The organism is Schwartzia succinivorans DSM 10502, assembly GCF_900129225.1.
GTDB classification, from domain to species: domain Bacteria; phylum Bacillota; class Negativicutes; order Selenomonadales; family Selenomonadaceae; genus Schwartzia; species Schwartzia succinivorans.
This window is the reverse complement of sequence record NZ_FQUG01000008.1, coordinates 26,931-53,777: the sequence shown is the minus strand read 5'-3', so window position 1 is coordinate 53,777 and position 26,847 is coordinate 26,931. Positions and strand designations below refer to the sequence as shown.

Sequence of the window (26,847 nt, the reverse complement as noted above, 5' to 3'; positions counted from 1 at the left end):
TCATGGCAAAGAAGAAAACTTTTATAGAGGATATAGAGCGCACGCTCTATGACATACGAAATGAAGACCGCTCCGTTTACAAGTCGGATAGTGGTCTTACGGAGGAAATTGTCCGGGATATCTCGGCACGGAAAAATGACCCTGAGTGGATGACGGAGTTCCGTCTGAAGGCCCTCGATGTCTACAATCATACGGAGCTTCCTACATGGGGACCTGACCTTTCCGAGCTTAACATGGATAACATCGTGACCTACGTGCGTCCTGACGCAAAGATGGTGGGAAGCTGGGACGAGGTACCGGAGGATATAAAGGACACCTTTGACCGCCTCGGTATTCCCGATGCGGAAAAGACATCTCTCGCAGGTGTCGGTGCCCAGTATGACTCCGAGGTGGTTTACCACAGCATTCAGGAGAGTCTTACGAAGCAGGGCGTAGTTTATACAGATATGGAAACAGCGCTTAGGGAGTATGAGGATATTGTAAAGGAATACTTCATGAAGCTGGTTCCGCCGAAGGATCACAAATTCGCTGCGCTTCACGGTGCTGTCTGGTCGGGCGGTTCCTTTGTCTATGTTCCCGAGGGAGTGCAGGTGAAGATTCCTCTGCAGTCCTATTTCCGTCTGAACGCCGCGGGAGCAGGACAGTTCGAGCATACGCTCATCATACTGGAAAAGGGTGCAAGCCTTCATTTCATCGAGGGATGCTCCGCGCCTAAGTACAACGTAACGAATCTTCATGCGGGCTGTGTTGAGCTTTTCGTAAAGGAAGGCGCGCGGCTGCGCTATTCCACTATTGAAAACTGGTCCCGCAACATGATGAATCTCAATACGAAACGTGCCCTTGTCGAAAAGGACGGTATCATCGAATGGGTATCGGGTTCATTCGGCTCCCACGTTTCAATGCTTTATCCGACGAGTATTCTTCACGGCGAGAACGCGAAATGCGAGTTCACGGGTGTTACCTTTGCAGGACACGGACAGAATCTTGATACCGGGGCAACGGTGGTGCACGCGGCTCCGCATACCTCTGCGACAATCAATACCCGTACCATCTCAAAGGACGGCGGTATCGCCACATACAGAAGCGGCGTAAAGGTCACATCCAACGCGCCATTTGCCAAATGCTCGGTGAACTGCGAATCCCTGATGCTGGACAGCGAATCACGCTCTGACACGCTTCCGACAATGGATATTCAGGGTGATGAAGCGGATATCGGACACGAGGCAAAAATCGGCCGCATCAGCGACGAGGCGGTCTATTATCTCATGAGCCGCGGTATCAGCGAGGACGAGGCCCGTGCTATGATTGTACGGGGCTTTGTTGAGCCGATTGCGAAGGCTCTGCCGCTGGAGTACGCGGTTGAGATGAATAATCTTATCAATATTGAGCTGGAAGGGACGATGGGCTGATGACAGATACAAAAGAACAGATTGTTTTCAGCGAGATTCCCATGCGCACATGGCGCTGGCTCGGTGTAAACGAAGCAAAAATGCCTGCCTGTGTCCTTGATGAGGCCGGCGGCGGGCGTCTTATAACAGTACCCAAGGGAACGAAGGCGGAGGCGGTTGTAGTCTACCGCGAGGAGCTTGCAGGAAAGATTCGTGTGGAGCTTGAGGAGGGCGCTGAGTTTCATCTCATCCGTGCGGTGCTTTCGGGAGACCATCCACACGCGGATGTTGTCGAGGCAGTCTGCGAAAAGGACGCGCTGTTCCGTTATACTGCTGTAGAGGCAGGCGGAAGCGAGGCGGCTTCAAAGCTTTTTGTAAATCTCGCGGGAGAAGGAAGCCGTGCTGATGTTTCAGCGCTTTACTTTGCCGACGGAAAACGCCGTGTGGATATGAACTATATCATACGGCAGGAAGGCCGCCACACCGATGCGACAATGATGGTGCACGGTGCCATGACCGGGGAAAGTGAGAAGGTATTCCGCGGTACGCTTGATTTCATAAAGGGCTCTGAAGGCTCTGTGGGCCGTGAGCGAGAGGAAGTAATGCTGCTTTCACCGAAGGTAAGAAACCGTTCCGTTCCGCTCATGCTTTCCGGTGAGGCGGATGTTGACGGACATCATGCTGTGAGCATCGGAAAGATGGATGAGGGAAAGCTGTTTTACCTCATGAGCCGCGGCATTGATATGGAGGAAGCTAAGAAGCTTGTTGTAGAAGCGGCTCTTGCGCCGGTGCTTACACGTATACCTGATAAAGAGCTGGCAGGAGAAATAAGGGAAGAAATAGAAGGGAGAATTGCCGATGATAAATGATGCACAGGAATTTCGCAAGGATTTTCCTCTTCTGGCACAGAATATGAACGGCAAACCCATTGTCTATCTCGACAACGGCGCGACAACACAGAAGCCGGAGAGCATGATTCATGCCGTATGCGGCTACTACGGCGGCTGCAACGCGAACCCTCACCGCGGAGCATACGCTCTCTCCGTTGAGGCTACGGATATATACGAAAATGCACGTGAGCGCGTGCGTAAGTTTATCAACGCGAAAAAATCAAATGAGATTATTTTCACGAAAAATGCCACAGAGGCGCTGAATCTCATCGCGTACAGCTATGGGCTTTCGAATATCAAGGAGGGCGACGAAATCGTAATAACGATTTCCGAGCATCACAGCAACCTTGTACCGTGGCAGCATGTTGCCCACGCAAAGGGCGCTGTGCTGAAATATATCTACCTTGAAGAGGACGGAAACCTGTCCGAGGAAGATATACAGACGAAGATTACGGAAAAAACAAAGCTGGTTGCGGTTACGCAGGTATCTAATGTCCTGGGCCTTGTAAACCCTGTAAAGGAGGTTGCCGACAAGGCACACAGCGTGGGCGCTGTTGTAGTGGTTGACGGCTCCCAGAGCGTTGCTCACATGGCGGTTGATGTTCAGGCAATTGACGCGGACTTCTTCGCTTTTTCGGGACATAAAATGCTGTCGCCTATGGGAATCGGTGTTCTTTACGGAAAGGAAAAGCTTCTTGACGCCATGCCGCCGTTCCTCATGGGCGGAGATATGATTGAGTATGTAGAGGAACAGACGACTACCTACGCCGAGCTTCCTGCTAAATTTGAAGCAGGAACGCAGAATGTGGGAGGGGCCGCAGGACTTACTGCAGCTGTTGATTATCTCGAAAAACTCACCTTTGACCGCATTACGGCGATTGAAAAGGATTTGGTTGACTACGCCCTGCCGCAGCTCCGGGAGCTGCCGTTTATTGAGCTTTACGGCTGCGATACGAAGCGTGACAATAAGACAGGCATCATTACCTTCAATGTGAAGGACGTCCATCCCCATGACGTGGCGACGATTCTTGACGCGGAGGGGGTGGCCGTCCGTGCGGGACATCACTGCGCTCAGCCGCTTATGCGGTACCTGGGACAGAACGCAACCTGCCGCGCAAGCTTCTATTTCTACAACACCAGAGAGGACGTAGACCGCTGGGTTGAGGCACTCAAAAAAGTAAGGGAGGTCATGCACCTTGGGGCTTGAAAATATATATACTGAGCTTATCGCAGAGGAGAGCAGAAATCCCGAGAACAGGCATCATCTCGCCTCACCGACGGTAACGCTTAAAGGCCGCAATCCAAGCTGCGGCGATGAAATCACGCTGGAGCTTGAGGTGGAGAACGGCGTTGTAAAGGACGCGTCATTCACGGGTGTGGGCTGTGCCATATCACAGGCCTCCACGTCAATGATGATTGACCTTATCAAGGGGGAATCCGTGGACGAGGCAAAGCGTCTTTCGGAAATGTTCCTCGGCATGATAAAAGGCGACATTACGGATGATGATGCGCTTGAGGACCTTGGGGATGCCATAGCCCTTAAGAACATCTCAAACCTTCCTGCCCGCGTGAAATGCGCCGTGCTTTCATGGCACACGCTGGATAACGCGCTGGAGGAGAAAAAGGAATAAAATTCTATTCCCCAAAAACCTGAAAAATAAAAGTTTGGGGAATAGATTTACGACATAAAATGCTAAAGGCACTATGTACAGAATCCCTGTGCATAGTGCCTTTTTGATATGTATGGAAGGACAAACGCTTGAAACCAAAAATCCTATTCCCCAAAAACTTGAAAAAAGGATTTTTGGGGAATATACTTATGAAGAGGAGGTGGAAACATGATACTTAACCGCGATTTATATTTGGAGCGTCTTTACAAACATAAAGATAAAGATTTAGTGAAAATTATAACAGGTATCAGACGCTGTGGAAAATCGACACTTCTCTTTGATTTATACCATAAACGGCTGCTGGAAGATGGAATACCGGCTGACCATATCATCAAGGTCGCAATCGACAACATAAAAAATGCAGACTTGAAAGAGCCGGCAGCACTTTATAAATACCTTGCGCAGCAGATGCAGGGAAAGGGCCGCTGCTATATATTTTTGGATGAGATTCAGCTGGTAGAAAACTTTGAGGATGTTGTAAACGGCATCAAACGTGATTTTGACTGTGATGTATATATAACCGGTTCGAACTCAAAGTTTTTGTCGACGGACATAAACACAAGGTTTCGTGGGCGAGGGATAGAGCTTAAAATGTTTCCGCTGAGCTTCAGCGAATATTACAGCTACTGTCAGGGAGATAAGCGTAAAGCCTTTAATGATTACATGATGTACGGCGGCATGCCATATCTTTTGCAGGAACCTGAACCAATGCAGAAAGCAGAATATTTGCGTACTATAGCTGAAACCGTTGTTATTGACGATATTGTCGAGCGCTATGGTATCCGCAACAAAGAAGTACTGCAGGCGCTTTTGAGCTTACTGTGTTCGAGCATCGGAGCCTATGTATCCAGCCGTAAGATAACAGATACGCTCAGAAGTAACGGACATGCGACAGTTGACCACAAGACAGTTGGAAGCTACATAGAAAATCTTTGTGATTCGTTCCTGTTTTATCGGGCGGACAGATATGATATTAAAGGCAAGGCTTACCTGAAAACTCTGTACAAATATTACGCAGTTGATATAGGGCTTCGCAATGCTTTTCTGAACTTCCGACAGATAGAGCCTACCCATACCATAGAAAATATCGTATATACAGAACTGCTGCACAGAGGATACATAGTAGATATTGGCAGGAATGAACAAAAAGAGATTGATTTCATTGCAAGAAATATGAAGGATACCTACTATATACAGGTTTCGTACACATTGATTGACGAAAAAACTCGGGAAAGAGAAGTCAGTTCCTTCCGCAAACTGGACGACGGGTACAAGAAAATTGTCATTACTATGGATGATGATCCGTTTACTGATTTGGGGAATGGGTACAAAAAGATGAACATGCTTGATTTTTTGCTGGATGAATATGCCTTGGAAAAGGCATGATTTACATGCTGTTTTACAGGTCTTTTTAAATAAAATAAAAATCCTATTCCCCAAAAACCTGAAAAATAAAAGTTTGGGGAATAGGATAAGATTTGTCATAAAAAACGCTGCGTACAGGAAAATCTTGTGCGCAGCGTTTTTATTCGGGGAGAAGTACCTCCTGCATTCCATCTTCCGTAAGCTCTGCCTGTCCTGCTGTGAGGTCCGCGAGCTTTTGGCGGAAGGGAGCCTGCTGCTCCTCTGTCAAAAGAAGTGTAAGGGTTACATCCTCCGCGTAGGAGGAATCCTCTATGCGTATGCCGCTTTGGCGGAGTTCGTTCTCTACCGCGCCGAGAAGCGGATAGGCGATGCGAACGGTGACACGTTCCATGGTCATGACCTTAGCCGTTTTTGCGGCTTCGATGCCAAGCTGTGCGGCATGTCCGTAGGCTCTGGTAAGACCGCCGGTGCCAAGCTTTATGCCACCGAAATATCTGGTGACGACAATAATGGAATCAGTAAAGCCGCCGTGCTTCAGGATATCAAGGATCGGCGCGCCTGCGGTACCGCTGGGCTCTCCGTCATCAGAGGCCTTCTGCTTTGCGCCGTCGCGGCCAAGAATCCAGGCGGAGCAGTGATGGCGTGCATCATAATATTTCTTTTTCTGTGCGGTCAAAAATGCCTGTGCCTCTTCCTCGGTCTTTACGGAGGCAGTACAGGCAATGAAACGGGAACGCTGAACAGTGAACTCCGCTGTGCTTCCCTCTGTGATGGTACGTATCATAAAAGCTCCTCATTCCTTGATGGAGACATGGTCTCTGAGGGCGGCAAGCTCCGCGCCTGTGAAAAGTCCTGCAGGTGATTCCCGTATCATGGTCTCACGAAGCCGGCGGCTCTGCTCCTCCTGAATGTCAGTGGGCATTGTCTCAGGGTCAGCAGCCTGCGCCGTTGCGGAAATTGCATGGTGCTGTGCCTGTGCGTAGCTTCTGACCTTTATGAAAATAGAAGCTGCCAGGTCGTAATTTTCTGCGTGCAGCCCGTTGGGAGGCTCAAGCTTTTCTACCTCTACGGCGAGAGCACGGGAGCTTTCCTCAAGGTGAATCAGACGTGACCTTGCAATCTGTATGCTTATTACATCAGCCTCGAAATCCGAGAGTATGCGGTGATATTTCTGCCAGTTTCTGTCCAGGCGCTCAAGGTAAAACTGATAGGAAGCGAACCAGTCAGCCACAAGCTCCTGCTGGACAGCAAGCTCGGCGCGTTCCTCCGCGCTCATAGGCTCAGGCTCCACCGGCTTTGCACTGTAGAAAAAGAGCGCACCGGAGGCTGTCAGTATAATTACGGTGAAAAGGGCAAATATTTTGCGGTCCGGGCATAAACGATGGGCTATGAATATCAAAAGCACAACGCCTGCTATCGCAATTGCCTGTAATGGAATCATTGGCGCGCCTCCTTTCGTGTCACTTCATTTTAGCACAGATAAGGGCGTCTTCCAAATCAGTCATTGTATTTCAGTACGATACGGCCTTCTTTTCTCGTTGCGTTCATGTCGATTACGCGCTGATTTTTTGAGCCGCGGAATTCCAGAGTAAGGTCCTTTTGCGAAAGCACGAAGGGGCCGTCCACAAGAACGTCCAGCTCGTCAAGAAGCGCATGGACAGCAGGGTCATCGGAGGAACAGAGTTTTTCGTAGGTATAGCCTGTGTAGCTCCAGATGTCCAGCCCGTGAGAATGTATCTTTTTTGCAAGCTCCGCGAGAGGAGCAGCCTGAGCAAATGGCTCGCCGCCGCTGAAGGTGACTCCCTGAAGCAGCGGATTTTGCAGAATTTCGGAAAGAAGTTTATCTGTATCCTCAATGCGGCCCCCCTGAGGGTCCCAGGTTTCGGGGTTATGGCAGCCCTCGCAGTGATGCGGACAACCCTGTGTGAATACGGTAAAGCGATAGCCTTCTCCATCGACAATCGAATCATCGACGATGCCGGCAATACGTAGCTTCATAATCTTGCCTCCAATGGTTCGGGTGTTTCGTTTTGTTCAAAAAGGAAGGCCTTTCCAATGCTTGGGAAAGGCCTTGTGCGTCGGTTTTGGAATCAAAGATTGCCAAAATCCATTGCAAGTTCTATAGAGGGGAGAGTGGTTGGCAAAATCAGTGCATGAGACTGTGCTTTACACGGTCATGCTCCTCGGCACGCTTGGCGTTGTTCCAGCGGTCGATGGTTCCAACGAGGTATCCGGTTATACGGCGGATACGCTCAAACTCCTGCGGACGGAGCGTGTAGTCGAGGGCTACATTTCCGTCGGGAGCGCCGGAGATTTCGAGAGATTCGAGAGTTTCTCCGATGTTCTGCTCTTCAATGTAGTTCATATATGTAAGAATTTCTTTTTCAGAAATATCGTCAATACCCTTTATTGTTACTTCAATTCCGTTTACGTTCATTAGAGTCCTTCCTTTCAATTTTATTTTCAGTCGCAGCAGGATGCGCGGGGGATGACTATATGGTGATGGTGCTCCTCTGCGCTTCTTCCGCAGCGCGGACATACATTATCAATAATTCCGTTATAGCCGCAGACCGGATCTCTGTCTACCGGATGATTTACGGAGCCGTAACCGATGCCGTTATCGTGCATGCAGCGGATAATTGCTTCGAAGGCCTTGAGGTTCTTCGAAGGATCTCCGTCCATCTCTACGTAGCTGATGTGGCCTGCGTTTGTCAGATTGTGGTATGGTCCTTCAATCTGGATTTTCTTCGCAGCCGCAATCGGGAAATACACAGGGACATGGAAGCTGTTTGTGTAGTAAGCGCGGTCCGTTACGCCCTTGATTTTGCCGTAACGCTGGCGGTCAATACGCAGGAAGCGTCCGGAAAGTCCCTCTGCAGGAGTTGCGATAAGACCGAAATTCAGTCCTGTGCGCTTTGATTCCTCGTCCATACGCTTGCGCATGTGGCTGACGATAGCGAGACCGAGGCGCTGAGCCTTATCGGATTCGCCGTGATGCTTTCCAATGAGTGCTGTGAGACATTCTGCGAGACCGATGAAGCCCATGGTAAGCGTACCGTGCTTCAGAATCTCAGCGACTGAATCATCAGGCCCGAGCTTTTCGGAATCAATCCATACGCCCTGTCCCATGAGGAACGGATAGTTTCTGCATTTCTTCGAGCACTGAATCTTAAAGCGGTGCAGAAGCTGGCGTATGATGAGGTCCGTCATTTCATCAAGACCCTTGTAGAACTCGTCAAGGTCGCCCTTTGCTTCGATGGCAAGACGCGGAAGATTTACGCTTGTAAAGCTTAGGTTTCCGCGGCCGCTTGTGACCTCACGGTTCGGGTCGTAGACGTTGCCCATGACTCGCGTGCGGCAGCCCATGTACGCCACCTCGGAGTCGTAGTTCCCTGCGTGATAATACTGTTTATTGAAGGGAGCATCAAGGAAGCTGAAATTCGGGAACAGCCGCTTTGCGCTTGTCTTGATTGCCTCCTGGAAAATATCGTAATTCGGGTCTCCCGGATTGTAGTTGACACCCTCCTTGACCTTGAAAATCTGGACAGGGAAAATCGGGGTTTCACCCTCACCGAGACCTGCTGATGTAGCCTTGAGCAGATTTTTCATGACCATGCGTGCCTCAGGAGAAGTATCCGTTCCGTAGTTTACGGAGCTGAATGGAACCTGTGCACCGGCGCGGGAGTTCATCGTGTTAAGATTGTGGATGAAAGCCTCCATTGCCTGATATGTAGCGTGGTCAGTGGATGCAATGGCTGTCTGTACAGCAAAATCGTGAGCCTTTGCCGCGTTTTCAGCCGTTATGGTCTGGAAACCGTGGCGAGCCTGATGTGCCGGCAGAAATTCCATCACTCTCTGCTTATATGTATCAACATTTCCGAGTGTGATTTCGAGTGTTATACGGTTTTTGATTTCCTTGGCGAGAAGAGTCGCGTCCTCAAGCTTCATGCCGAACATGGCACAGAAATACTCGGCCAGGTGTGCGAAATACTGCTTTTTGAACGTCTTTCTTACGCCCGGAGCCATGGAGTAGTCGAAGTTCGGAATCGACTGGCCGCCGTGCATTTCGTTCTGGTTCGCCTGAATCGCGATACAGCCGAGCGCCGCATAGGAGCGGATGTCGTTAGGCTCCCGCAGGCAGCCGTGACCGGTAGAAAAGCCGTTCTTGAACAGCTTCAAAAGGTCAATCTGACAGCAGGTTTCCGTGAGCATGTAGAAATCCATGTCATGGATGTGAATGTCGCCGTTCAGGTGAGCAGCCGCGATATCCTTCGGAAGAATACGGTGTGTTATGAAATACTTTGAACCCTCTGAGCCGTATTTCAGCATTGTGCCCATTGCAGTGTCGGCATCAATGTTAGCGTTCTCACGCTTCAGGTCCGCATCCTTCGCGTTTTTGTAGGTCAGCTCGTCATAGATATCCATGAGGTCAACCTCTGCCTCGCGGATTCTTGTGTGTGCTGCGCGGTAAAGAATGTAAGCCTTTGCTGTGGACGCGTAGTTCTTCTTGATAAGTGCACGCTCAACAGCATCCTGGATATACTCTACGCCGGGGATTTCCTTGTCGGCTACCTGCTCAATAACATTTTTGGTTAGTGCCGCCAGCTCCTTCTCCGTAAAAGTATGGTCCGTGGATTCCATGTTGGCTTTGCGGATGGCGTTGGTAATTTTCTCCACATCAAATACAGCAACGTCTCCGTTTCGCTTGCGAATCTGCTTTATTTTTGTCAATAAAACTCGCCTCTATTCCCCCTGCGGCAGACTGCCGCGTTCTTTCTTGGTCAATCTGATTGGATTATACAATATATAGTGGGGAAGGTCAACGATTGAGTCTATATATGGGTATTCGGGTATATAAAGTTATCCACAATCAAAAAGATTTTCAGGCTTTTATGAAATGGCGCAAATATAAGAAAAAATCAATTTCCTAAAAAGTTATCCACTTTATCCACAGCTATGCATGTGCATAATATTTTTGAATTGTGGAAAAATAAAAGGAAAAAAGGCCCTGATTTATTTTGCTCCTGCAACGAAATCAAAAAAATTTCAAAAAAGTATTGGGCGGAAAAAGGGACTGCTGCCTGAGTGAGAAATCACTTAAGCAGCCCCTTCAGTTTGTGGAACCGGCATCATTACTTACTGTCCTGTATTCGTTCCATGATCCAACGCTTTAATAAGAACGTTAGTGCATACGGGAATGTTATGAACTTATCATTACAGCCGATATTCATATCACACAATTTTATTCCGTATCTGATATCAGGATAATCAGCATTATCAATCAAGGAATTCAAAGATTTTGTTGCTCCATTCTTTGCCTTAACCTCCACAGGAATCAACGAGTCTGCATCGCGGATGAAGAAATCCATTTCCATAGTAGCCTTTCTGTTGCGGAAAAAGTACAGCCCATAACCTTGCGCAGCCAGCATCTGCGCCACAATATTTTCAAATAAGGCTCCCTTGTAAACACCAAAGTTTTTGTTTTTGCGTAAATCCGCCTGAGCTTCATCATCCAATGAAGCAATAAGCAGGCCTGTATCGCCAAAATACATTCGATAATTGTCAGGGTCAAAGTTACCCTTCAACGGTAATTCAGGGTGCTCCAGGCAATAACAGATATTGACAATACCTGCGTTTTTCAGCCAGTCGGGTACGCCAACATATTCACGGCTTCTTGCTCCATGGGCGACCTTGGAAATCTGAAATTTCTTGTTATCTTTGCCAAGGAATACCGGTATCTTACGATAGACGTTCAGGATTTTCGTCTGATCTAACCCTTGGGCATACTTTGTAATGTCTTCCTCGTAGTCTAAAAGCAGCTGTTTTTGGATGGCAAGTGTGCCGCTGTAATTGCCTTTCTGAATGAACGACCACACTACCGCCGGCATACCGCCAAGAATAAGATACTCACGAAATGCTTCACGCAGTACAGACATAGCTGTACCGGGAAGCGGCTCCAATTCCTTCATATGATGATACAGCATTTCCACCTGTTCATCTGAATATCCCTTGCCCCACAAGTATTCCTCAAAATCCAGCGGATACATTGTGAAATCTTCCTTATAACCTACGCTATTGGATTCAATCTCCTGATAACTGATACCCATAAGGGAGCCTGAACATATGACATCATATCTTCCATCCAGCTTGAAGGCCTTCAGGCTGGTAGCACAATCCGGACACGCCTGAATTTCATCAAAGAAAATCAGCGTATTGCCCGGCTCTATTTTCAAGGCAGGATTCAAAAAAGAAATATTCCTCAGGACAGCATCCACTTCATAACCATTATCGAAGATGCTGCGGTATTCCTTTTGCAGGACAAAGTTTATGGCAACGACATTCCGGTAGTGTTGACCGGCAAAGTGGCTTATTGCCTCTGTCTTGCCTATTTGCCGTGCTCCCTTGATGATAAGCGGCATATGTTCTTTGTTTGCAGCCCATTCCAGTAGAATGGTATCTATTTTTCGTCTTAATCGCTTCATCACAAAATTCTCCATGTTTTTGTTGCTAAAATCACAAAATTCATTGTTGTTTGTTATATCATATCACATTTTTCGCTGTTTGTACTTACTCAAAATTTTATCCAAGACTATTTCACAGCCCCTTTTTTATGGTTAAGGAGGTTTGCACATGATATAGCTGGCACATTTACTTCTATTTAAAGCTAACCACAAACTGGCCCTGCCACGACAGTAAATTCGCGGGCTGACGTGCATAACTGCCACCCCCCTCCCAGAAGGGGGCTTTTAACTGCCTCCCTCTTAGAGGGAGGTGGCGCGTAGCGTCGGAGGGAGTGCTCTTTGAGGTGTCAACATGCCGGTGGCATGTTGGCTTGGCACGTTGAAAGCGTGACGGAGGGAGTGATGTAGCGAAGTCTAAAGATATTTATCTGATTTCCACAAATAACTCTCATATATTCTATGCACGTTTTAGCCATAAATTTCTCTCAGACGGGGCTTTGCCCCTTCTGGCTTCCCCACATGGGGGGAGACCCCCATGGCCCCCTTTAACCGCCTGACGGCTCGGGGAACCCGCGGCGTTACACTCGTGGCAGGCTGCACACTCCGTCTCCCGCGTCGTAACTGTATTGGTGAAGCTGATTAGCGGTAAAGCCAATGACATAGCTGACGCATTTAGTTCAATGTAAAGCTCTGCTCCTGATTGGCTCTACCACGACAGTAAATTCGCGGGTTGACGCGCATAAGAGCCTCCCTCACGGAGGGAGGTGGCACGCGTAGCGTGACGGAGGGAGTGAATAGAGCTGGCCGCGGGAAAAGGAAAAAAGCGAAGCGTTGAAGGTAGGTGTTGACATGCCGGGGGCATGTCAACTTAGCGGGAACGTAGTTCCTGCGGTGGGGAAGGGCGAAGGGGCGACGCCCCGTCGCATACTGTATTGGGCTATAACATGTCCAAAAATTTTTATCCTATTGGCTAAATTTAGTCCTATATTTTCTATATTTGTTTCAGCTTTAATGCTCGTCGCGATTGCTCCCCCCGACAGCCTTCGGCTGCCACCCCCCTCAAAGATGGGGGCTTTTAACTGCCTCCCTCCTGGAGGGAGGTGGCGCGTAGCGTCGGAGGGAGTGATGTAGCGAAGTCTAAAGATATTTATCTGATCTCCACAAATAACTTCCATATATTTGATGCACGTTTTAGCCATAAATTTCTCTCAGACGGGGCTTTGCCCCTTCTGGCTTCCCCACATGGGGGGAGTCCCCCATGGCCCCCTTTAACCGCCTGACGGCTCGGGGAACCCGCGGCGTTACACTCGTGGTAAGCTGCACACTCCGTCTCCCGCGTCGTTACTGTATTGGTGAAGCTGATTAGTGATAAGCTTTATATTTCGGCAAATAAGTTATACTCGTTTCAGCTTTCGTACAAGTTTCGGACATGGCAAGTCCCATTGCGCTTACTCCCCCCGACAGCCTTCGGCTGTAAGCCAACATGCCACCGGCATGTTGACACCCTCCCGGAAGGGGGCATAAGAGCCTCCCTCAGAGAGGGAGGTGGCACGCGTAGCGTGGCGGAGGGAGTGATGTAGCGAAGTCTAAAGATATTTATCTGATTTCCACAAATAACTTCCATATATTTGATGCACGTTTTAGCCATAAATTTCTTTCAGACGGGGCTTTGCCCCTTCTGGCTTCCCCACATGGGGGGAGTCCCCCATGGCCCCCTTTAACCGCTCCTCACGTCGCTCAGGGAACCCGCGGCGTTACACTCGTGGCAGGCTGCACACTCCGTCTCCCGCGTCTTTACTGTATTACTGAAGTTGATTAGTGGTAAGCCTATGGTATAGAGCTGACGCATTTAGCTCGACGTAAAGCCACATAGCTTCTATGTAACGCCAGCCGCTAATCGGCTCTACCACGACAGTAGATTCGCGGGCGACGTGCAATATAGCCATAGAATAGAGCTGGCCGCGGGAAAAGGAAAAAAGCGAAGCGTTAAAAAAGGAGGGTGTCCAGCGGGAACGTAGTTCCTGCGGTGGGGAAGGGCGAAGGGGCGACGCCCCGTCGCATACTGTGTTTAGATGTGGCGAAATCTAAAAAATAATCCGATTTCAAAAAATAATTCCCAAATGAAATTTTAAGAATATTTCTATTATATTAAGAAGGATTTTTGTTGTCTGTGTCGAATTTTTACATATAAATATAATTTTAGTTATCATTACACTCCACGGAAGGAGAGGGAGAGCATGAAGACATGGACTTTACAGGCGGCAGCAGTGATTTCCTGCGCTTTTTTCATGTCTGAAAATGTCCTTCGGGGGGGTACAACCGTACCTCGGTAAAGCACTTTATCCACAACCATAAAAGGAAACGTATAAGCCTTTCTTCAGGGACAGGTGAGCCTTTGGGCTGCTCTGTCTTATGAGGGAAGGCTTTTTGTATTGGGTAACTTGTACAAAATATCATGAACATAGAGGGGGTATTACATCATGAGCAGGAAAGAAAGAGAGCGGGAAAGAAAACTTACTTCATTGATATTGACGGGCCTTATGCTGAGCAATGGAATGTTTTTTTCGCCTGTGGCGGAAGGTGGTAGCTATAATGCTAGTGGTCCATCGTCTGCACCGGGGTCGGGGCTGACTAAAACGCGTGTGGAGAGCCAAGATGTTGTTCACCCATCTACTCAGAGTGAGGGCGATACGGTGACTTTTTCGTACACCGGAAATGACTATTACACAAATTCATGTATACTTTCTGCAGCAGTTGGTTCTGCTACAAGTTTTAAAAATCGTCACGTAGTTGTCAGTGCCGGCTCAGGAAAACTTCCTCAATTGTATTGCGGGTATAATACGAAAGTTGGTGGTACTGTTGAAAATTGTACTGTTATCGTTAATGGTGGTAACGTAGGGAGTATCATTGGCGGCTTTTGCTCCTCTGGTAGCACATCGTCCGTAAGAGGCTGTGTTGTAACTATTAGGGGTGATAGTGCTGGTAAAATACGGGGGGGGCAGAGTTCTGGCGATGTAATCGGTAACAGTGTTATTATCGAAGGCGGAAATTTCGATATAGATTGGATAATGGGTGGTCAGTCCACTTCTGGGGGTGCAGCAGATGGTAATACTGTTGCCATAAATGGGCAATTTACAGGAACTATAAAAGAACTTTGGGGCGGGAATACTTCGGGTGCGAACAAATCGACAAACAACGTCCTGAGTATCGGCACTAATGGTATTAATCTTGGTTCTACTAACGCTATGTGTTTTCAGGTACTTAAAGTTACGGAAGGTGTGCAATTTACACCCGGCAATACTGCGGCATTTACGACCACAGGAAAAATCACTAAAGGTAACGATTCTACCAATAATAGACCTGATAAAATAGATATTACGGACTTTACTCTTGCAGATGATGCTTCTACAGGAACCATGACACTTTTCCATGCCGGAACTGATTTCTCGGGTATAAAAGTTGTACGTAAAAATGGCGATACAGAAGAAACTGTAATTAATGGTCTTACCACAGCAGAACAAACAGTTAAGGAAGACGAGGAGTCCACTGCTGAGACGAGGACCGATGTGGCATTTACATACAAGAATAAACAATCAATGTATGTGGCAAACAGCAATCATGACATTGTCTATAAAAATGCCGATAGTGTTTCGAAAGTGACGCTTGGGACGGTGGCGTGGAATTCGTCTACTGCCGCACGTGTTGTTGCTGCCAATACGTTTTCTTTTGATGGAAATACGGCAATTGATGCGTCCGGATTAACATTTAGTGGTACGACCACGTTCACTGCAGATCCATTGGCAGGAACCGGGCAGTCCATGACACTTCTTTCCGGAGCGACTAATATAACTAATGGTCATGTTGAACCCATTGGAGAAGGTAAGGGTGTAGTCAATGCTAAAGTTACCACCAACGGAATGACTTTAAATGGTACGGCAACAGGTGATTTATCTGTTTCAGGCGGTAATGTTAAATATACACTTAACAGCGGTACTCTTACATCGGTTGACCTTGCAGGGTGGACGGGTACGGGCATTACTCTGGATGATGGTTGGTCATCAGGGCTGACCGGAGGAACAGGGAACGAGTCCATCAACGCTGATAATTTTACAAATCCGACTTCGAATAAGGATATTATTACCGCAACTGCAGGATTCTTTAACGATAACCAAATTAAGGGAAATAAAAAATATAATCCGGGAACAGAGCTTGTTGATGATATAGATAAGGGTGTCACCCTTACTGGCTATAAGAGTGGCGGTGTTAAGGCATCAGATGACGGTGCAAAACTGCAATTTTTTGCAGGGGCAATGGATACGCGAAGTGTCTCCCTTGGGGATGTGACCTGGGGCGATGGGCGCACAGTAGACACCTCTTATAATTTTGCAAATACTACAGGAGTGGATGCTTCAAACCTGAACTTTACTGGATTTAAGTCGCCTGACAGTGCAAACACCGTAAAGAAAAATGATACTATTGCACTTCTTTCAGATGCCACAAACTTAGCTGCAAATCTTACTGTGACGGGCACACCTCACAGCCAGTCTATCAGCTATACAGATGGAACAGGCGTGAAGCTGTCCGGTACTATGACAGGAACAGTCTCTACATCTGCTACAGCAGGGGTAGGAAAGGTAGAATATACAGTAACAGGAAAAACTCTGGAAAATGTTGACCTTTCTAACTGGAACGGCACGGCAGTGGGAAACATCGATACAAGCTGGGAACCGGGGACAACCACGGGAATAGCTGTAGATACGGGAAATTTTGATACGCCGACTACAGGTGGAGACGTAGATATTTTCACGCTTGATCCGACAGGCAGTCTTGTTTTCGGTGAGGTAACAGGCGACAAGGCATATAGCGAAGGAGGGTCTTTCAGCGGAGATGAGAAGAACGGCGTAACACTTTCGGGTACAAAGTCCGGAGGTATCAAGAAATCCGACGACAGCAAAAAGCTGACATATAAAGTTGAGACAAAAAATGCCACAAGCATTGACCTCGGAGGCATGACATGGGGCACGGGACGTGCGGCAGAAACCAACTATGATTTCGGAGGAGTGACATCGGTCAATGCAAATAATCTGAGCTTTACTTTTACAGGAGATACTGTTAATACTGTGGCAAAGGACACAACATGGTCGCTTCTTACAGGTGCGAAAAATCTCGGAGGAGATATTCTTGTATCAGGTTCGCCTCGCAGTCAGACGGTAAGCTATACCGACAGCACTCAGGGCATAAAGCTCACGGGTACGCTGACGGGTGATGTGTCCACGTCTTCCACAGGCACGACGGGAACGGTGGATTATAAGGTCACAGGAAAGAGTCTGGATAAGTTAGACCTTACAGGCTGGAAGGGTTCAGGCGTAACCATAGATAGCAGCTGGGGGCCAAGCACATCAGGCGGCGGTATTGATGTAGATGCGGGAGTCTTTACCACAACACCTTCTACAGATACGACTATCATGACACTCACAGGAGACGGCCTTGAGTTTGGAAATGTGACGGGAACAAAGGCATACAAGGACAACGAGCGCGTCTCGGGAGACGAGGTCGAGGGAGTTACTCTTTCGGGTATGAAGTCCGGCGGCGTAAAGGTAGATGACACGGATAAGAAGAAACTCCTTTATAAAGCAGAGCATACGAAGGTGGACAAAGTAGATTTGGGCGGCATGACATGGGGTACGTCCCGTAATATGTCCGCTGCATACGATTTCAATAACGTAGGCAACGGAGGCATTGACGCGTCCAAGCTCACATTTACCTTTGACAATGACACTATTAACAGCCTTAACCCGGGGACAAGCGGTACTACGCTTATTTCCAATGCGACAGGCCTTGGAAACGGTCTTACTGTTACAGGCTCGCCGCGCAGTCAGTCCGTTGGTTACAATGCAGCTAACGGTGTGACTATCGGCGGTACGGTCACAGGAAATGTCACAACAGAGTCAGAGAAAGTCAAATACAGTGTAACGGGCAAGAGTGTCGATAGCGTTAATATTTCCAACTGGGACTACAACGGGACTCCTTATAATGTTTCAACAAATCACTGGACGAAGAATACGGAAGGAATATCTGTCACGGGAAGCGGATTTACTCAGCCACCAACAGGAGCGGTAGCAGATTACACAATACTGCTTTCGAATGTAGACGACTTCTTTACCAATGCGAAAATAGACGACAGCATAAAATACAAGCCGTCGGGCACATACAGCGAGACGGACAGCGGTATTACCCTTTCGGGACAGCAGGCGAAGGGTGTCATTGCCAGCGACGACGGGCAGAGTCTTATTTACCGTGTAGGCGCTGCAAGTATTTCAAGCATAGTTCTGGGAAGCGCTGTATATACAAAGGACGGCGTCTATCTCGATAAGAGCGGAGCATTCTACGACTACAGCAATGTAAGCACGCTGAACACGGGCAGCTTCTCCATCTCCATGACACAGGATCAGAAGAAGGGCGCAGCAGTCGGAGACTCCATGACGCTCCTCAAGGGCAACGGAACATTAAACGACATAGCAGGTAAGGAAGCAGGGGCAAACAACTACTCCTACGAAAAGGCTGCAGGACTCAGCGTAGACGGAAAAGTAACAGGAAATGTCTCCGCGTCGGGCGGAAATGTTCTCTACACCGTAGCAGACAACTCCGCAATGGGACTTAACTTCAGTACTGTTGGCTGGGGAAGCGGTTACACACGCGAAGGCACAGAAGTATTCACCAAAGCTGTTGTAGATGCTTCTAACATTACCTTCAGCGGAATGGATTCCCTCTCTGCAGGAGATAAAATGGAGCTTGTCTCCAACTTCGGCGACAGCGTAAACAAGACAAGAGGCGGAGTATTTACCCTCTCCAACGGCAAGACAGGCAAAGGCCATGCATACTGGGAAGGCGGAAAGCTCTGGTATGTGGTTGACCGCGGAACAGACGAAGCTCCTGCGGCAGATAAGGATGCCATCAAAGAAGGCGGCGATGTAAGCGGCGGCGAAAAGAAGGGAGACGTAACAGGCGGCGAGGCTACAGGAAATGGTACTGCCAAGGAGAACGAAACCAATGTAGAGAACGGCGCAAAGATCAAGACCAATGACGACGGCACAGGCGGTGACGTAATCGGAGGCAGGAGCGACAACGGCCCGTCCACCGGAAACACTGCAAACGTCAAAGGCGGCAGTGAGGTCGAGGGTGACGTCATGGGTGGACATTCCGACGGCGGAAATACCACAGGCAACACTGCAAACGTCACAGGCGGAAGCAAGGTAGGCGGAGACGTAACAGGCGGCTCAAGCACAAACGGAACATCTGTACAGAACACGGCAAATGTTTCCGGCGGTGAGGTAGACGGAAATGTCTACGGCGGAAAGAGCGGCGGAGATGTCACCTCCAACACCGCAAGCGTCACGAACAGCGACGTTAAAGGAAACGTCTACGGCGGAAAGAGCGGCAGCGGCGAGGCATCCTCCAATACCGCGGAGGTCACAGGCGGTACGGTAGATGGAGCTGTCTACGGCGGCTACAGCGAGACAGGCACTGCTTCGAATAACACGGTAACAGCAAGAAATGTCAATATACGGGATTATCTCTACGGCGGCAAGAGCAAAATACGCTCCTCTGAAGACAGTGTCAATTTTGAGGACGGAACAGTTCTCGGTATCATCGGCGGCGGCTGCGCGGAGGCTGTGAACAATACCGTTACGGTTGCGAACGGCACGGTGCAGGAGCATGCCTTTGGTGCATTTGCAGAAGAAACTGCTGCGGGAAATATTGTTACCATGACAGGCGGCACAGTAAACGGCAGCGTAATCGGCGGTTACGGCGGCACCACTGCGGCTGACAGCAACACCGTAAACCTCAGCGGCGGAACAGTGCTGGGCAATACCTTTGCATCCTCAACACTGGGCGGTCTTACCATCGACGGCGGAGTATACGGCGGCTACAGTGAGAGCGGCACAACAAAGAACAACACGGTGAACCTTTCCGGTACTGCAGATATTTCAAGCACAGGACTCTTCGGCGGCAACAAGGAATACACCGGCAACATACTGAACGTTGGCGCAGCCTCCGCATGGACAGGCGGAGGACAGAGCGTAAAGAACATCTCAAACTTTGAGACGGTGAACTTCAAGGCGGCACCGTGGAGCACAAGCAAGGCTGCTGTCACAATAAGCGACGGCACCGCAAGCGACCTCTCACATGCAACCGTAAGCGCGTCCAACATAGCCTTCAGCGGAGCAACGAAGGTCTCCAAGGGCGACACCATGACGCTTCTCGACCAGAGCAGCGCAGCAAACAAGGCAGCGACTGTAACAGAGGCTTCCGAGTACACTATGGGTACGGCCCTGACGGGTACAGGAAAAGTCACAAAGGATGCGACAACAGGCAATGTACTCTATGAGATAGAGAGCGTCGGCCTCAGCGAGCAGACACACAACACGGTCATGGCATCCGAGGCAGGCATGGTTGCTATTAACGCAGGAAACGACTTCATCAACTCCGCGACAGAAAGAATGTTCCGCAAGGAAAACATCGGAGCAGACGGTGTATACTCCTACGCCAAACTGGGCGGAAGCTCCATCGAGCAGGAGACGGGCAGCCATGTGAACGTCAATATGTGGAACGGAATCGTCTCCGTCGGCAAGAAGACGGAGAAGGGAAACTCCACCATTGACTACGGCGCATTCGTGGAGCACGGCAAGGGCAGCTTCACCACGCACAACGGCGCTGAGCGCGGCGACGGCAAGGTAGACTACACAGGCGGCGGACTTCTCGGAAGAATTACGAACAAGGACGGACTCTACTATGAGGGAAGCATCCGTGTGGGCAGTGTCCGCGAAGATACATCGAATCTTCTCCGCGCAGGAGACCAGACCTACGGCTACAATGAGCGCTCGAATTACCTGGGCTTCCATCTGGGAGCAGGAAAGCAGGTAGCAGTGAAGAACGGCGATACTGTTGAGGTCTACGGCAGATACTTCTTCAACCATAAGAACGGAATTGACTTTACGGCAGACGGGGACAAATATGACCTTGATGCTGTAAACAGCCATATCCTCCGTGCGGGTGCAAGATACACCATGAAGCGTGACAAATGGAACTTCTACGGAGACCTTTCCTATGAGCATGAATTCGACGGCAAGGCAGAGGGCAGCGTAAACGGAATGACAATCCGCGGAGCTGACACAAGCGGCGGAAGCGCAAGACTTGAGCTGGGTGCGACCTTCAAGGAGTCGGCGGATTCCCCGTGGAGCCTGAGCCTCGATATGACAGGCTACGCAGGCCACAAGAAGGGCTTCAAGGGCGGCGTGTCCATGAACTTCGCGTTCTAAGAGTATTAAGTGTATTAAGAGCATGAAAAAGGAGCAGTTATATAATGCCAAGGCATTATTGACTGCTCCTTTTTTTGTCGTAAGTGATGTAAAAATGGTAATGAAAATAGTGGGGCTGTGATTATTAGTATTTAATTATGCGACGCCTTGCGACAGCTTCGTTTTGGATTATTTATCCTGCAGAATCGTTCTTATCGGATACGGGATTGTTATATTTTCCTCCCGGTATCTCTTTGTGAGGTCCTTTATGAAGACGTGCTTGAGCATGTTTTTGTTGGACAGCTGTTTGGCATGCAGAATGACATCGAAGTTGATGGAGGAATCTCCGAAGGTGTGAAAGAATACCTTCGGCTCTCCGATGGTTTCGCCGGAGTCTCCGACGACCTCCTGCATGGCGTTCCGGGCAACCTCGAGGGTGACTCTCTCCACCTGCTCAAGGTCGCTGTCGTAGCTTACGCCGACGGGAATTACAATCGCCAGATGGGGGCTTGGTGAATCGAAGTTTGTAAGTATGACTGATGAAATGCTCTTGTTAGGTATTATGATAGTATTATTTGTCACGGTTTTCAGGATTGTGTAGCGCCAGCGTATGTCGACGACCTCTCCTGTTTCTCCGGAGGCAAGACTGATGTGGTCGCCTATGCAGACCTGCTTTGAAAGTATAAGATGAAGTCCTGCGAAGAGGTTTGCGAGAGAATCCTGAAGTCCGAGAGCTACGGCAAGACCTCCGACACCGAGAGCCGTCAGGATTGGAGCTATTGATATGCCGAAGTAGCCCAATATTATCACGAGGCCGAAGCTGTATACTGTGAGATTTACGAAATTTGAAAGCAGTGTACTGGAGGAGTTCGTGCTCGTCAAAGCCTGTGTGTGAATCTGCATCACATGCTCCGCGACGCGGGCGGCAACCCGTGTGATGGAGAAAACTATGATGGCAAAGAGAGCATATGAAAGAAGCTGCTCCACAGGCTCAGGCATGTTCAGCGTGCGTATGGTCCAGTAAACGCCTATGCCAAAGCACCAGAGCCGCGGAAGTCCCTTCACTGCGGCGAGGAAAAAAGCAAGAGCGCTGTCCTGTGGGATGTCCAGATGTGTGTTTATATAGTGCTTCAGAAAAGAGTTAAGGGCAAAGCCGACGACAAGCGACAGTCCAAGGATTAATGCCGGAAGCAGAAGGGCATCCTTTATAAGCTGCCAGTCGATGATAATGCCGAATAAAGTATCGGTCAAATTAAGTTCCTCCTTAAAAACAGATGAATTTTAATCGTAGAAAAGAATTTCATGTTATTTATATATTTATATTTTAGTATATATATAGAAAAAGAAAAAGAGAAGGCAGGAATTTTCGTGTTTTTGTCTAAATAGAAAGAGAGAGGTTTCAGGAGGCGAAATACTTGGGAAAGATTGTGAAGGAAGGAAAAAGGCTCAGACTGCGTGTGGCGGAGCTCAAGGATCTTGATTATATTATGGAAGCGGAAAACCGTCCGGAAAACGTGCGGTTTATTCTTCCTGAGTCCAGAGAAGTACACGAAAAAGGTCTCAACAGCGAGTCCATGGTTCATTTTATCGTGGAGGAGAAGGATACAGGGAACGCTGTGGGCTTTTTGATGATAGGCAACCTTAACAACCCTGACCATGAGGTGGAGTGGAGAAAGGTCATTATTGATGCCAAGGGCAGGGGCTACGGGCATGAGACGATGGAGCTTCTTGAGGAGTGGTCCTTTGAGGATATGAAGTTTCATCGGGGCTGGCTGGACTGCAAGGATTACAACGAACGTGCCCTGCATGTTTACGAGGCAGCAGGGCTTCAGCGTGAGGCTCTTTTGCGTGAGACCATGCTGGTGAACGGGAAATACGAAAATCTTGTGATACTTGCTATTCTTGACCGGGAATATTTTGCGAGGAAAAAATCGAAGGGGGAATAACTTATGACTACACAGCCAAAACGGCTTTTTATTATTGTTCTTGACAGCTTCGGCATAGGAGCAGAGCCGGACGCGGCGGAGTTTGGCGACGGAGAATGCCATACTCTCCAGACCATTCTTCATTCAAAGGAATTTGCGGCACCGCATCTTGCCCACATGGGACTTTTCAATATTGAGGGCGTGGATGTGGGCATGCGCGTTGAGCATCCAAAGGCAGCCTTCGCACGTCTGCAGGAAAAATCCCGTGGAAAGGATACGACTACAGGGCACTGGGAAATTGCAGGCATCGTGTCGGAGCAGGGAATGCCGCTCTTTCCGGATGGATTCCCGAAGGAGTGCATAGATGCGCTTGAAAAAGCTCTCGGAAGAAAGGTGCTCTGCAACAAGCCGTATTCCGGGACACAGGTTATCCATGATTTCGGCCGCGAGCACATAGAAACAGGCGCCCTTATCGTCTACACATCGGCTGACAGCGTGCTGCAGATTGCGGCGCATAACAGCGTCCTTTCAGAGGAACAGCTTTATGAAGCATGCCTGAAGGCAAGAGAGGTAATGCAGGGCCCTTGGGGCGTTGGCAGAGTCATTGCCCGTCCGTTTGTGGGTACATGGCCGAAATACACACGCACATCGGGACGCCACGACTATTCGCTGGTGCCGCCTGTTGATACAATGCTGGATGCCCTTTCGAAGGCAGGCTTCTCTACAATCGGTGTCGGAAAAATCCGTGACATCTTTGCAGGAAAGGGCGTAGGGCGTCACATTCCTATGGACGGCAACGAAGACGGAATGGAAAAGACAATCGCCGTGCTTGATGAGGATTTCACGGGACTCTGCTTCACGAACCTCGTGGATTTTGATATGAAATACGGACACCGCCGTGACATAGACGGATACGCGCATGCGGCGACGGTATTTGACCGTCAGCTCGGTACGTTCTGCGAACGCATGAAGAAGGATGATATCCTCATGATTACAGCAGACCACGGCTGCGACCCGGGGGCCGCGGGGACAGACCACACCCGTGAATATGTTCCGCTGCTGGTTTACGGGGAAGGCATAAAGGCAGGGGTTGACCTGGGTACGCGCCCGACCTTTGCTGATGTAGCGGCAACCGTTGCGGAGATGTTCGGAGTAGAGCTGAAAACTCCGGGTACAAGCTTCTGGTCGAAGATTAAACATTAAATCGGGAGGCCTGCGTTATGCGCATGTACGACCTTATCGTTAAGAAAAAACGGGGGGAAGCATTGTCGGCGGAAGAAATAGGCTTCATCGTCGAAGGCTTTACCAAAGGGGAAATTCCCGTGGAGCAGATGTCCGCATGGCTCATGGCGGTATGGTTTCAGGGAATGGATAATGAAGAAACCTCATCCCTCACAATGGCGATGCTTCGGTCCGGAGATACGGTAGACCTTTCGGATATTCCCGGAATAAAGGTCGATAAGCACAGTACAGGCGGTGTCGGGGACAAGACGACGCTTATAGTGGCACCCATTGCCGCCGCCTGCGGCTGCGTAGTTGCGAAAATGAGCGGCCGGGGACTCGGGCATACCGGAGGAACGCTGGACAAGCTTGAATCAATCCCCGGCTTTCGTACAGAGCTGAGCGAAAAAAAGTTCCGCGAAAATGTAAAAAAATACGGGCTTTCCGTAATAGGACAGTCTGCCGAGCTTGCTCCCGCGGATAAACTCATGTATGCTCTGAGGGATGTAACGGGCAGCGTGGACAGCATTCCTCTTATCGCTTCGTCCATAATGAGCAAGAAGCTGGCGGCAGGCAGCGATGCGATACTTCTGGATGTTACGGTCGGAAGCGGAGCCTTCATGAAAATGAAAAGCGAGGCTGTGGAGCTTGCGCAGACAATGGTGGACATCGGTGAATCTGCCGGACGCCGTACAGTTGCGCTGATTACCAATATGGATGCACCTCTGGGCCGTGCCGTTGGAAATTCCATAGAGGTTAAGGAGGCCGTTGAGGTTTTGAAGGGCGGAGGCCCTGCGGATCTTCGGGAGGTATCGCTGGCGCTTGCGGCAGATATGATTTACCTCTCAGAAAAAGGAGGCCGCAAGGCCTGCCGCAAAATGGCAGAGAGTGTTCTTGAAGACGGAAGTGCCTACAAGAAGCTCCTTGAGATGGTTGAGGCACAGGGTGGAAACATTTCCTATCTTGAGGATACATCACGTTTCCCGAAGGCATCAGTAGAGGAAACACTGGTGGCGGAAAGGGAATGCTATCTTGGAGGTATGGACGCGGAAAAAATAGGAATCGCATCCATGCAGCTTGGCGCGGGCCGCGAAAAACTGGGAGATACCCTTGACATGGCAGCCGGGATATACCTGCATAAAAAGACCGGCGATTTTGTCAGAAAGGGAGAACCCTACATCACACTTTATGCAAATGACGAGACAAGACTTCCTGCTGCAAAGGCAACACTTCAAAAGGCTGTTTTCTGGGAAGATGAAAAGCCTGAGTGTATGGGAGAGGTATTGGCAAGAGTTGAAAAGGACAAAACAGAATGGTATGAGTGAAGGAGGAACACAGCATGACTGAGGAAGATAAGGCTTTATTGGACGAGGCAGCCCGTGTCAGAGGATTTGCTTACGCGCCTTACTCGAATTTCAAGGTTGGCGCGGCAATAAGGACAAAGGACGGAAAGATGTACGGTGGCTGCAACATAGAGAACAGTTCGTTCTCATCAACCATGTGTGCGGAGCGCACGGCAATTTATCGGGCAGTTTCATCAGGAGAAACCGAGTTTGATGCCATAGCTGTCGTATCTGATTCCCCGAATCCTGCTGCTCCCTGCGGTTCCTGCCTTCAGGTTATGGCTGAATTCGGTGTATCGCGCATTATAATGTCGAATCTCAACGGAGATACGGAGGAAATGACGATAGGGGAGCTTTTGCCAAAGGCTTTTTCAAAAGAAAATATGGAATGAGAAATTTTCATTGTTTTTCCTTAAATATAAGTTATACTAAAATTGCAGATAATAAATAATGTAAATAGCAGGAGGTATGAGCTGTGTACACATTAAAAAGTAATGCTTTTCAGGGAAAATCGCCAAAGATTCATGACGAGGCATTTGTTGCTCCGCAGGTATTTCTCTCGGGAGATGTCCGTGTAGGAAAACATTCCAGCCTTTGGCCGGGAGTCGTTGCCCGTGGCGATGTTAACTATATTTCCGTAGGTGAATGCTCCAACGTGCAGGATCTTACATGTCTTCATGTTGCTGATGACAATCCGTGCATCATCGGAGATTATGTAACAATCGGACACTGCGCATGCGTCCATGGCTGTGAGATTGAGGACCATGTTCTTGTTGGAATGAACGCAACGATTCTTACGGGTGCGAAAATCGGCCGTGGCTCCATAATTGCCGCAGGCGCTCTGGTAAGTGAAAATATGGTAGTTCCGCCGAATTCACTTGTTGTGGGTGTTCCGGGCAAGGTTATCCGCACCCATGACCGCATGGATGCAATCCACGCACAGGCAATTAAATATAAATCCGAGTGGGCCATAGGCTATGGTGTCAAACCGGACATTGAAGGCGAAGTTTATCACGGGGAAAAGATTATCTGAGCCGTATGTAATAGGAGGACCGCATACTTTTGGGTATACGGTCCTTCTATTATATGCTTGCTGTCTGTTATTTCTTTCATATCTCAATTAGGAAGCGGTAGCCATCTTTCGAGTTGTGTATATGGTCATCGAATTACACCTCAAGATATCTCCCCTGACAGAATCTGAAAAAGAATTTTTGGGATGAACTTGAAAAGGTTCGACCGGATATTCCTAAAGGTTATTTTCCACAACACCTTTTTGAAAGAATAT

The 26,847-nt window shown here is 49.0% G+C and carries 18 protein-coding genes; 11 read left to right on the top strand and 7 right to left on the bottom strand.

Annotated elements, in window-relative coordinates; translation table 11 throughout:
• The first annotated feature begins 2 nt into the window (after positions 1–2).
• The 5 genes from sufB (at position 3) to BUA83_RS09940 (ending at position 5,334) form a co-directional block, all read left to right on the top strand.
• On the top strand, positions 3–1,409 hold the full coding sequence (gene sufB, locus BUA83_RS09960; RefSeq protein WP_072936139.1) for a Fe-S cluster assembly protein SufB: 1,407 nt from the start codon (positions 3–5) through the stop codon (positions 1,407–1,409).
• Positions 1,409–2,257, top strand: coding sequence for a SufB/SufD family protein (locus BUA83_RS09955; RefSeq protein ID WP_072936137.1), 849 nt, complete (start codon positions 1,409–1,411; stop codon positions 2,255–2,257). The genes sufB and BUA83_RS09955 overlap by 1 nt, the downstream gene beginning before the upstream one ends.
• Positions 2,247–3,485, top strand: coding sequence for a cysteine desulfurase (locus tag BUA83_RS09950; RefSeq protein ID WP_072936135.1), 1,239 nt, complete (start codon positions 2,247–2,249; stop codon positions 3,483–3,485). The genes BUA83_RS09955 and BUA83_RS09950 overlap by 11 nt, the downstream gene beginning before the upstream one ends.
• Entirely contained in the window at positions 3,475–3,909 is a 435-nt protein-coding gene (gene sufU / locus BUA83_RS09945; RefSeq protein WP_072936132.1) for a Fe-S cluster assembly sulfur transfer protein SufU, read from the top strand. Before BUA83_RS09950 ends, sufU begins: the two co-directional genes overlap by 11 nt.
• Before the next feature lie 207 nt (positions 3,910–4,116).
• The gene (locus BUA83_RS09940; RefSeq protein WP_072936130.1) at positions 4,117–5,334 is read left to right on the top strand and encodes an ATP-binding protein; all 1,218 of its coding nucleotides are present in this window, start codon (positions 4,117–4,119) and stop codon (positions 5,332–5,334) included.
• A 139-nt stretch (positions 5,335–5,473) separates the two neighbouring features.
• Here BUA83_RS09940 and BUA83_RS09935 read toward each other — a convergent pair whose 3' ends face one another.
• The 6 genes from BUA83_RS09935 to BUA83_RS09910 form a co-directional block, all read right to left on the bottom strand.
• Positions 5,474–6,097, bottom strand: coding sequence for a YigZ family protein (locus BUA83_RS09935; protein ID WP_072936128.1), 624 nt, complete (start codon positions 6,095–6,097; stop codon positions 5,474–5,476).
• 9 nt (positions 6,098–6,106) lie between these two features.
• Positions 6,107–6,754: a hypothetical protein gene (locus tag BUA83_RS09930; RefSeq protein WP_072936126.1), complete on the bottom strand. Its 648-nt coding sequence runs from the start codon at positions 6,752–6,754 to the stop codon at positions 6,107–6,109.
• A gap of 56 nt (positions 6,755–6,810) precedes the next feature.
• Entirely contained in the window at positions 6,811–7,311 is a 501-nt protein-coding gene (gene nrdG, locus BUA83_RS09925) for an anaerobic ribonucleoside-triphosphate reductase activating protein (RefSeq protein ID WP_072936124.1), read from the bottom strand.
• A gap of 148 nt (positions 7,312–7,459) precedes the next feature.
• Entirely contained in the window at positions 7,460–7,750 is a 291-nt protein-coding gene (gene nrdD, locus BUA83_RS09920) for an anaerobic ribonucleoside-triphosphate reductase (RefSeq protein ID WP_072936122.1), read from the bottom strand.
• Positions 7,751–7,776: 26 nt separating this feature from the next.
• The gene (locus BUA83_RS09915; RefSeq protein WP_234988317.1) at positions 7,777–10,044 is read right to left on the bottom strand and encodes an anaerobic ribonucleoside triphosphate reductase; all 2,268 of its coding nucleotides are present in this window, start codon (positions 10,042–10,044) and stop codon (positions 7,777–7,779) included.
• Between the two features lie 401 nt (positions 10,045–10,445).
• Positions 10,446–11,795, bottom strand: a complete 1,350-nt coding sequence (locus BUA83_RS09910; RefSeq protein ID WP_072936120.1) for an ATP-binding protein — start codon at positions 11,793–11,795, stop codon at positions 10,446–10,448.
• A 2,459-nt stretch (positions 11,796–14,254) separates the two neighbouring features.
• Between BUA83_RS09910 and BUA83_RS09900 the strand changes: the two genes are divergently transcribed.
• A complete protein-coding gene (locus BUA83_RS09900; RefSeq protein ID WP_159430513.1) occupies positions 14,255–21,094 on the top strand; it encodes a hypothetical protein in 6,840 nt (2,279 codons plus the stop codon).
• Positions 21,095–21,262: 168 nt separating this feature from the next.
• Here the strand turns inward: BUA83_RS09900 and BUA83_RS09895 are convergent, their stop codons facing one another.
• Positions 21,263–22,324, bottom strand: a complete 1,062-nt coding sequence (locus BUA83_RS09895) for a mechanosensitive ion channel family protein (RefSeq protein WP_072936114.1) — start codon at positions 22,322–22,324, stop codon at positions 21,263–21,265.
• Between the two features lie 164 nt (positions 22,325–22,488).
• Between BUA83_RS09895 and BUA83_RS09890 the strand changes: the two genes are divergently transcribed.
• The 5 genes from BUA83_RS09890 (at position 22,489) to BUA83_RS09870 (ending at position 26,595) form a co-directional block, all read left to right on the top strand.
• Complete coding sequence (locus BUA83_RS09890; protein ID WP_072936111.1) at positions 22,489–23,019, top strand: GNAT family N-acetyltransferase; 531 nt, start codon at positions 22,489–22,491, stop codon at positions 23,017–23,019.
• Positions 23,020–23,022: 3 nt separating this feature from the next.
• A complete protein-coding gene (locus tag BUA83_RS09885; RefSeq protein WP_072936110.1) occupies positions 23,023–24,201 on the top strand; it encodes a phosphopentomutase in 1,179 nt (392 codons plus the stop codon).
• Between the two features lie 17 nt (positions 24,202–24,218).
• Positions 24,219–25,544, top strand: coding sequence for a thymidine phosphorylase (locus BUA83_RS09880; RefSeq protein WP_072936108.1), 1,326 nt, complete (start codon positions 24,219–24,221; stop codon positions 25,542–25,544).
• A 14-nt stretch (positions 25,545–25,558) separates the two neighbouring features.
• Complete coding sequence (locus BUA83_RS09875) at positions 25,559–25,954, top strand: cytidine deaminase (protein WP_072936106.1); 396 nt, start codon at positions 25,559–25,561, stop codon at positions 25,952–25,954.
• 83 nt (positions 25,955–26,037) lie between these two features.
• Positions 26,038–26,595: a gamma carbonic anhydrase family protein gene (locus BUA83_RS09870; protein WP_072936105.1), complete on the top strand. Its 558-nt coding sequence runs from the start codon at positions 26,038–26,040 to the stop codon at positions 26,593–26,595.
• Positions 26,596–26,847 lie beyond the last annotated feature (252 nt).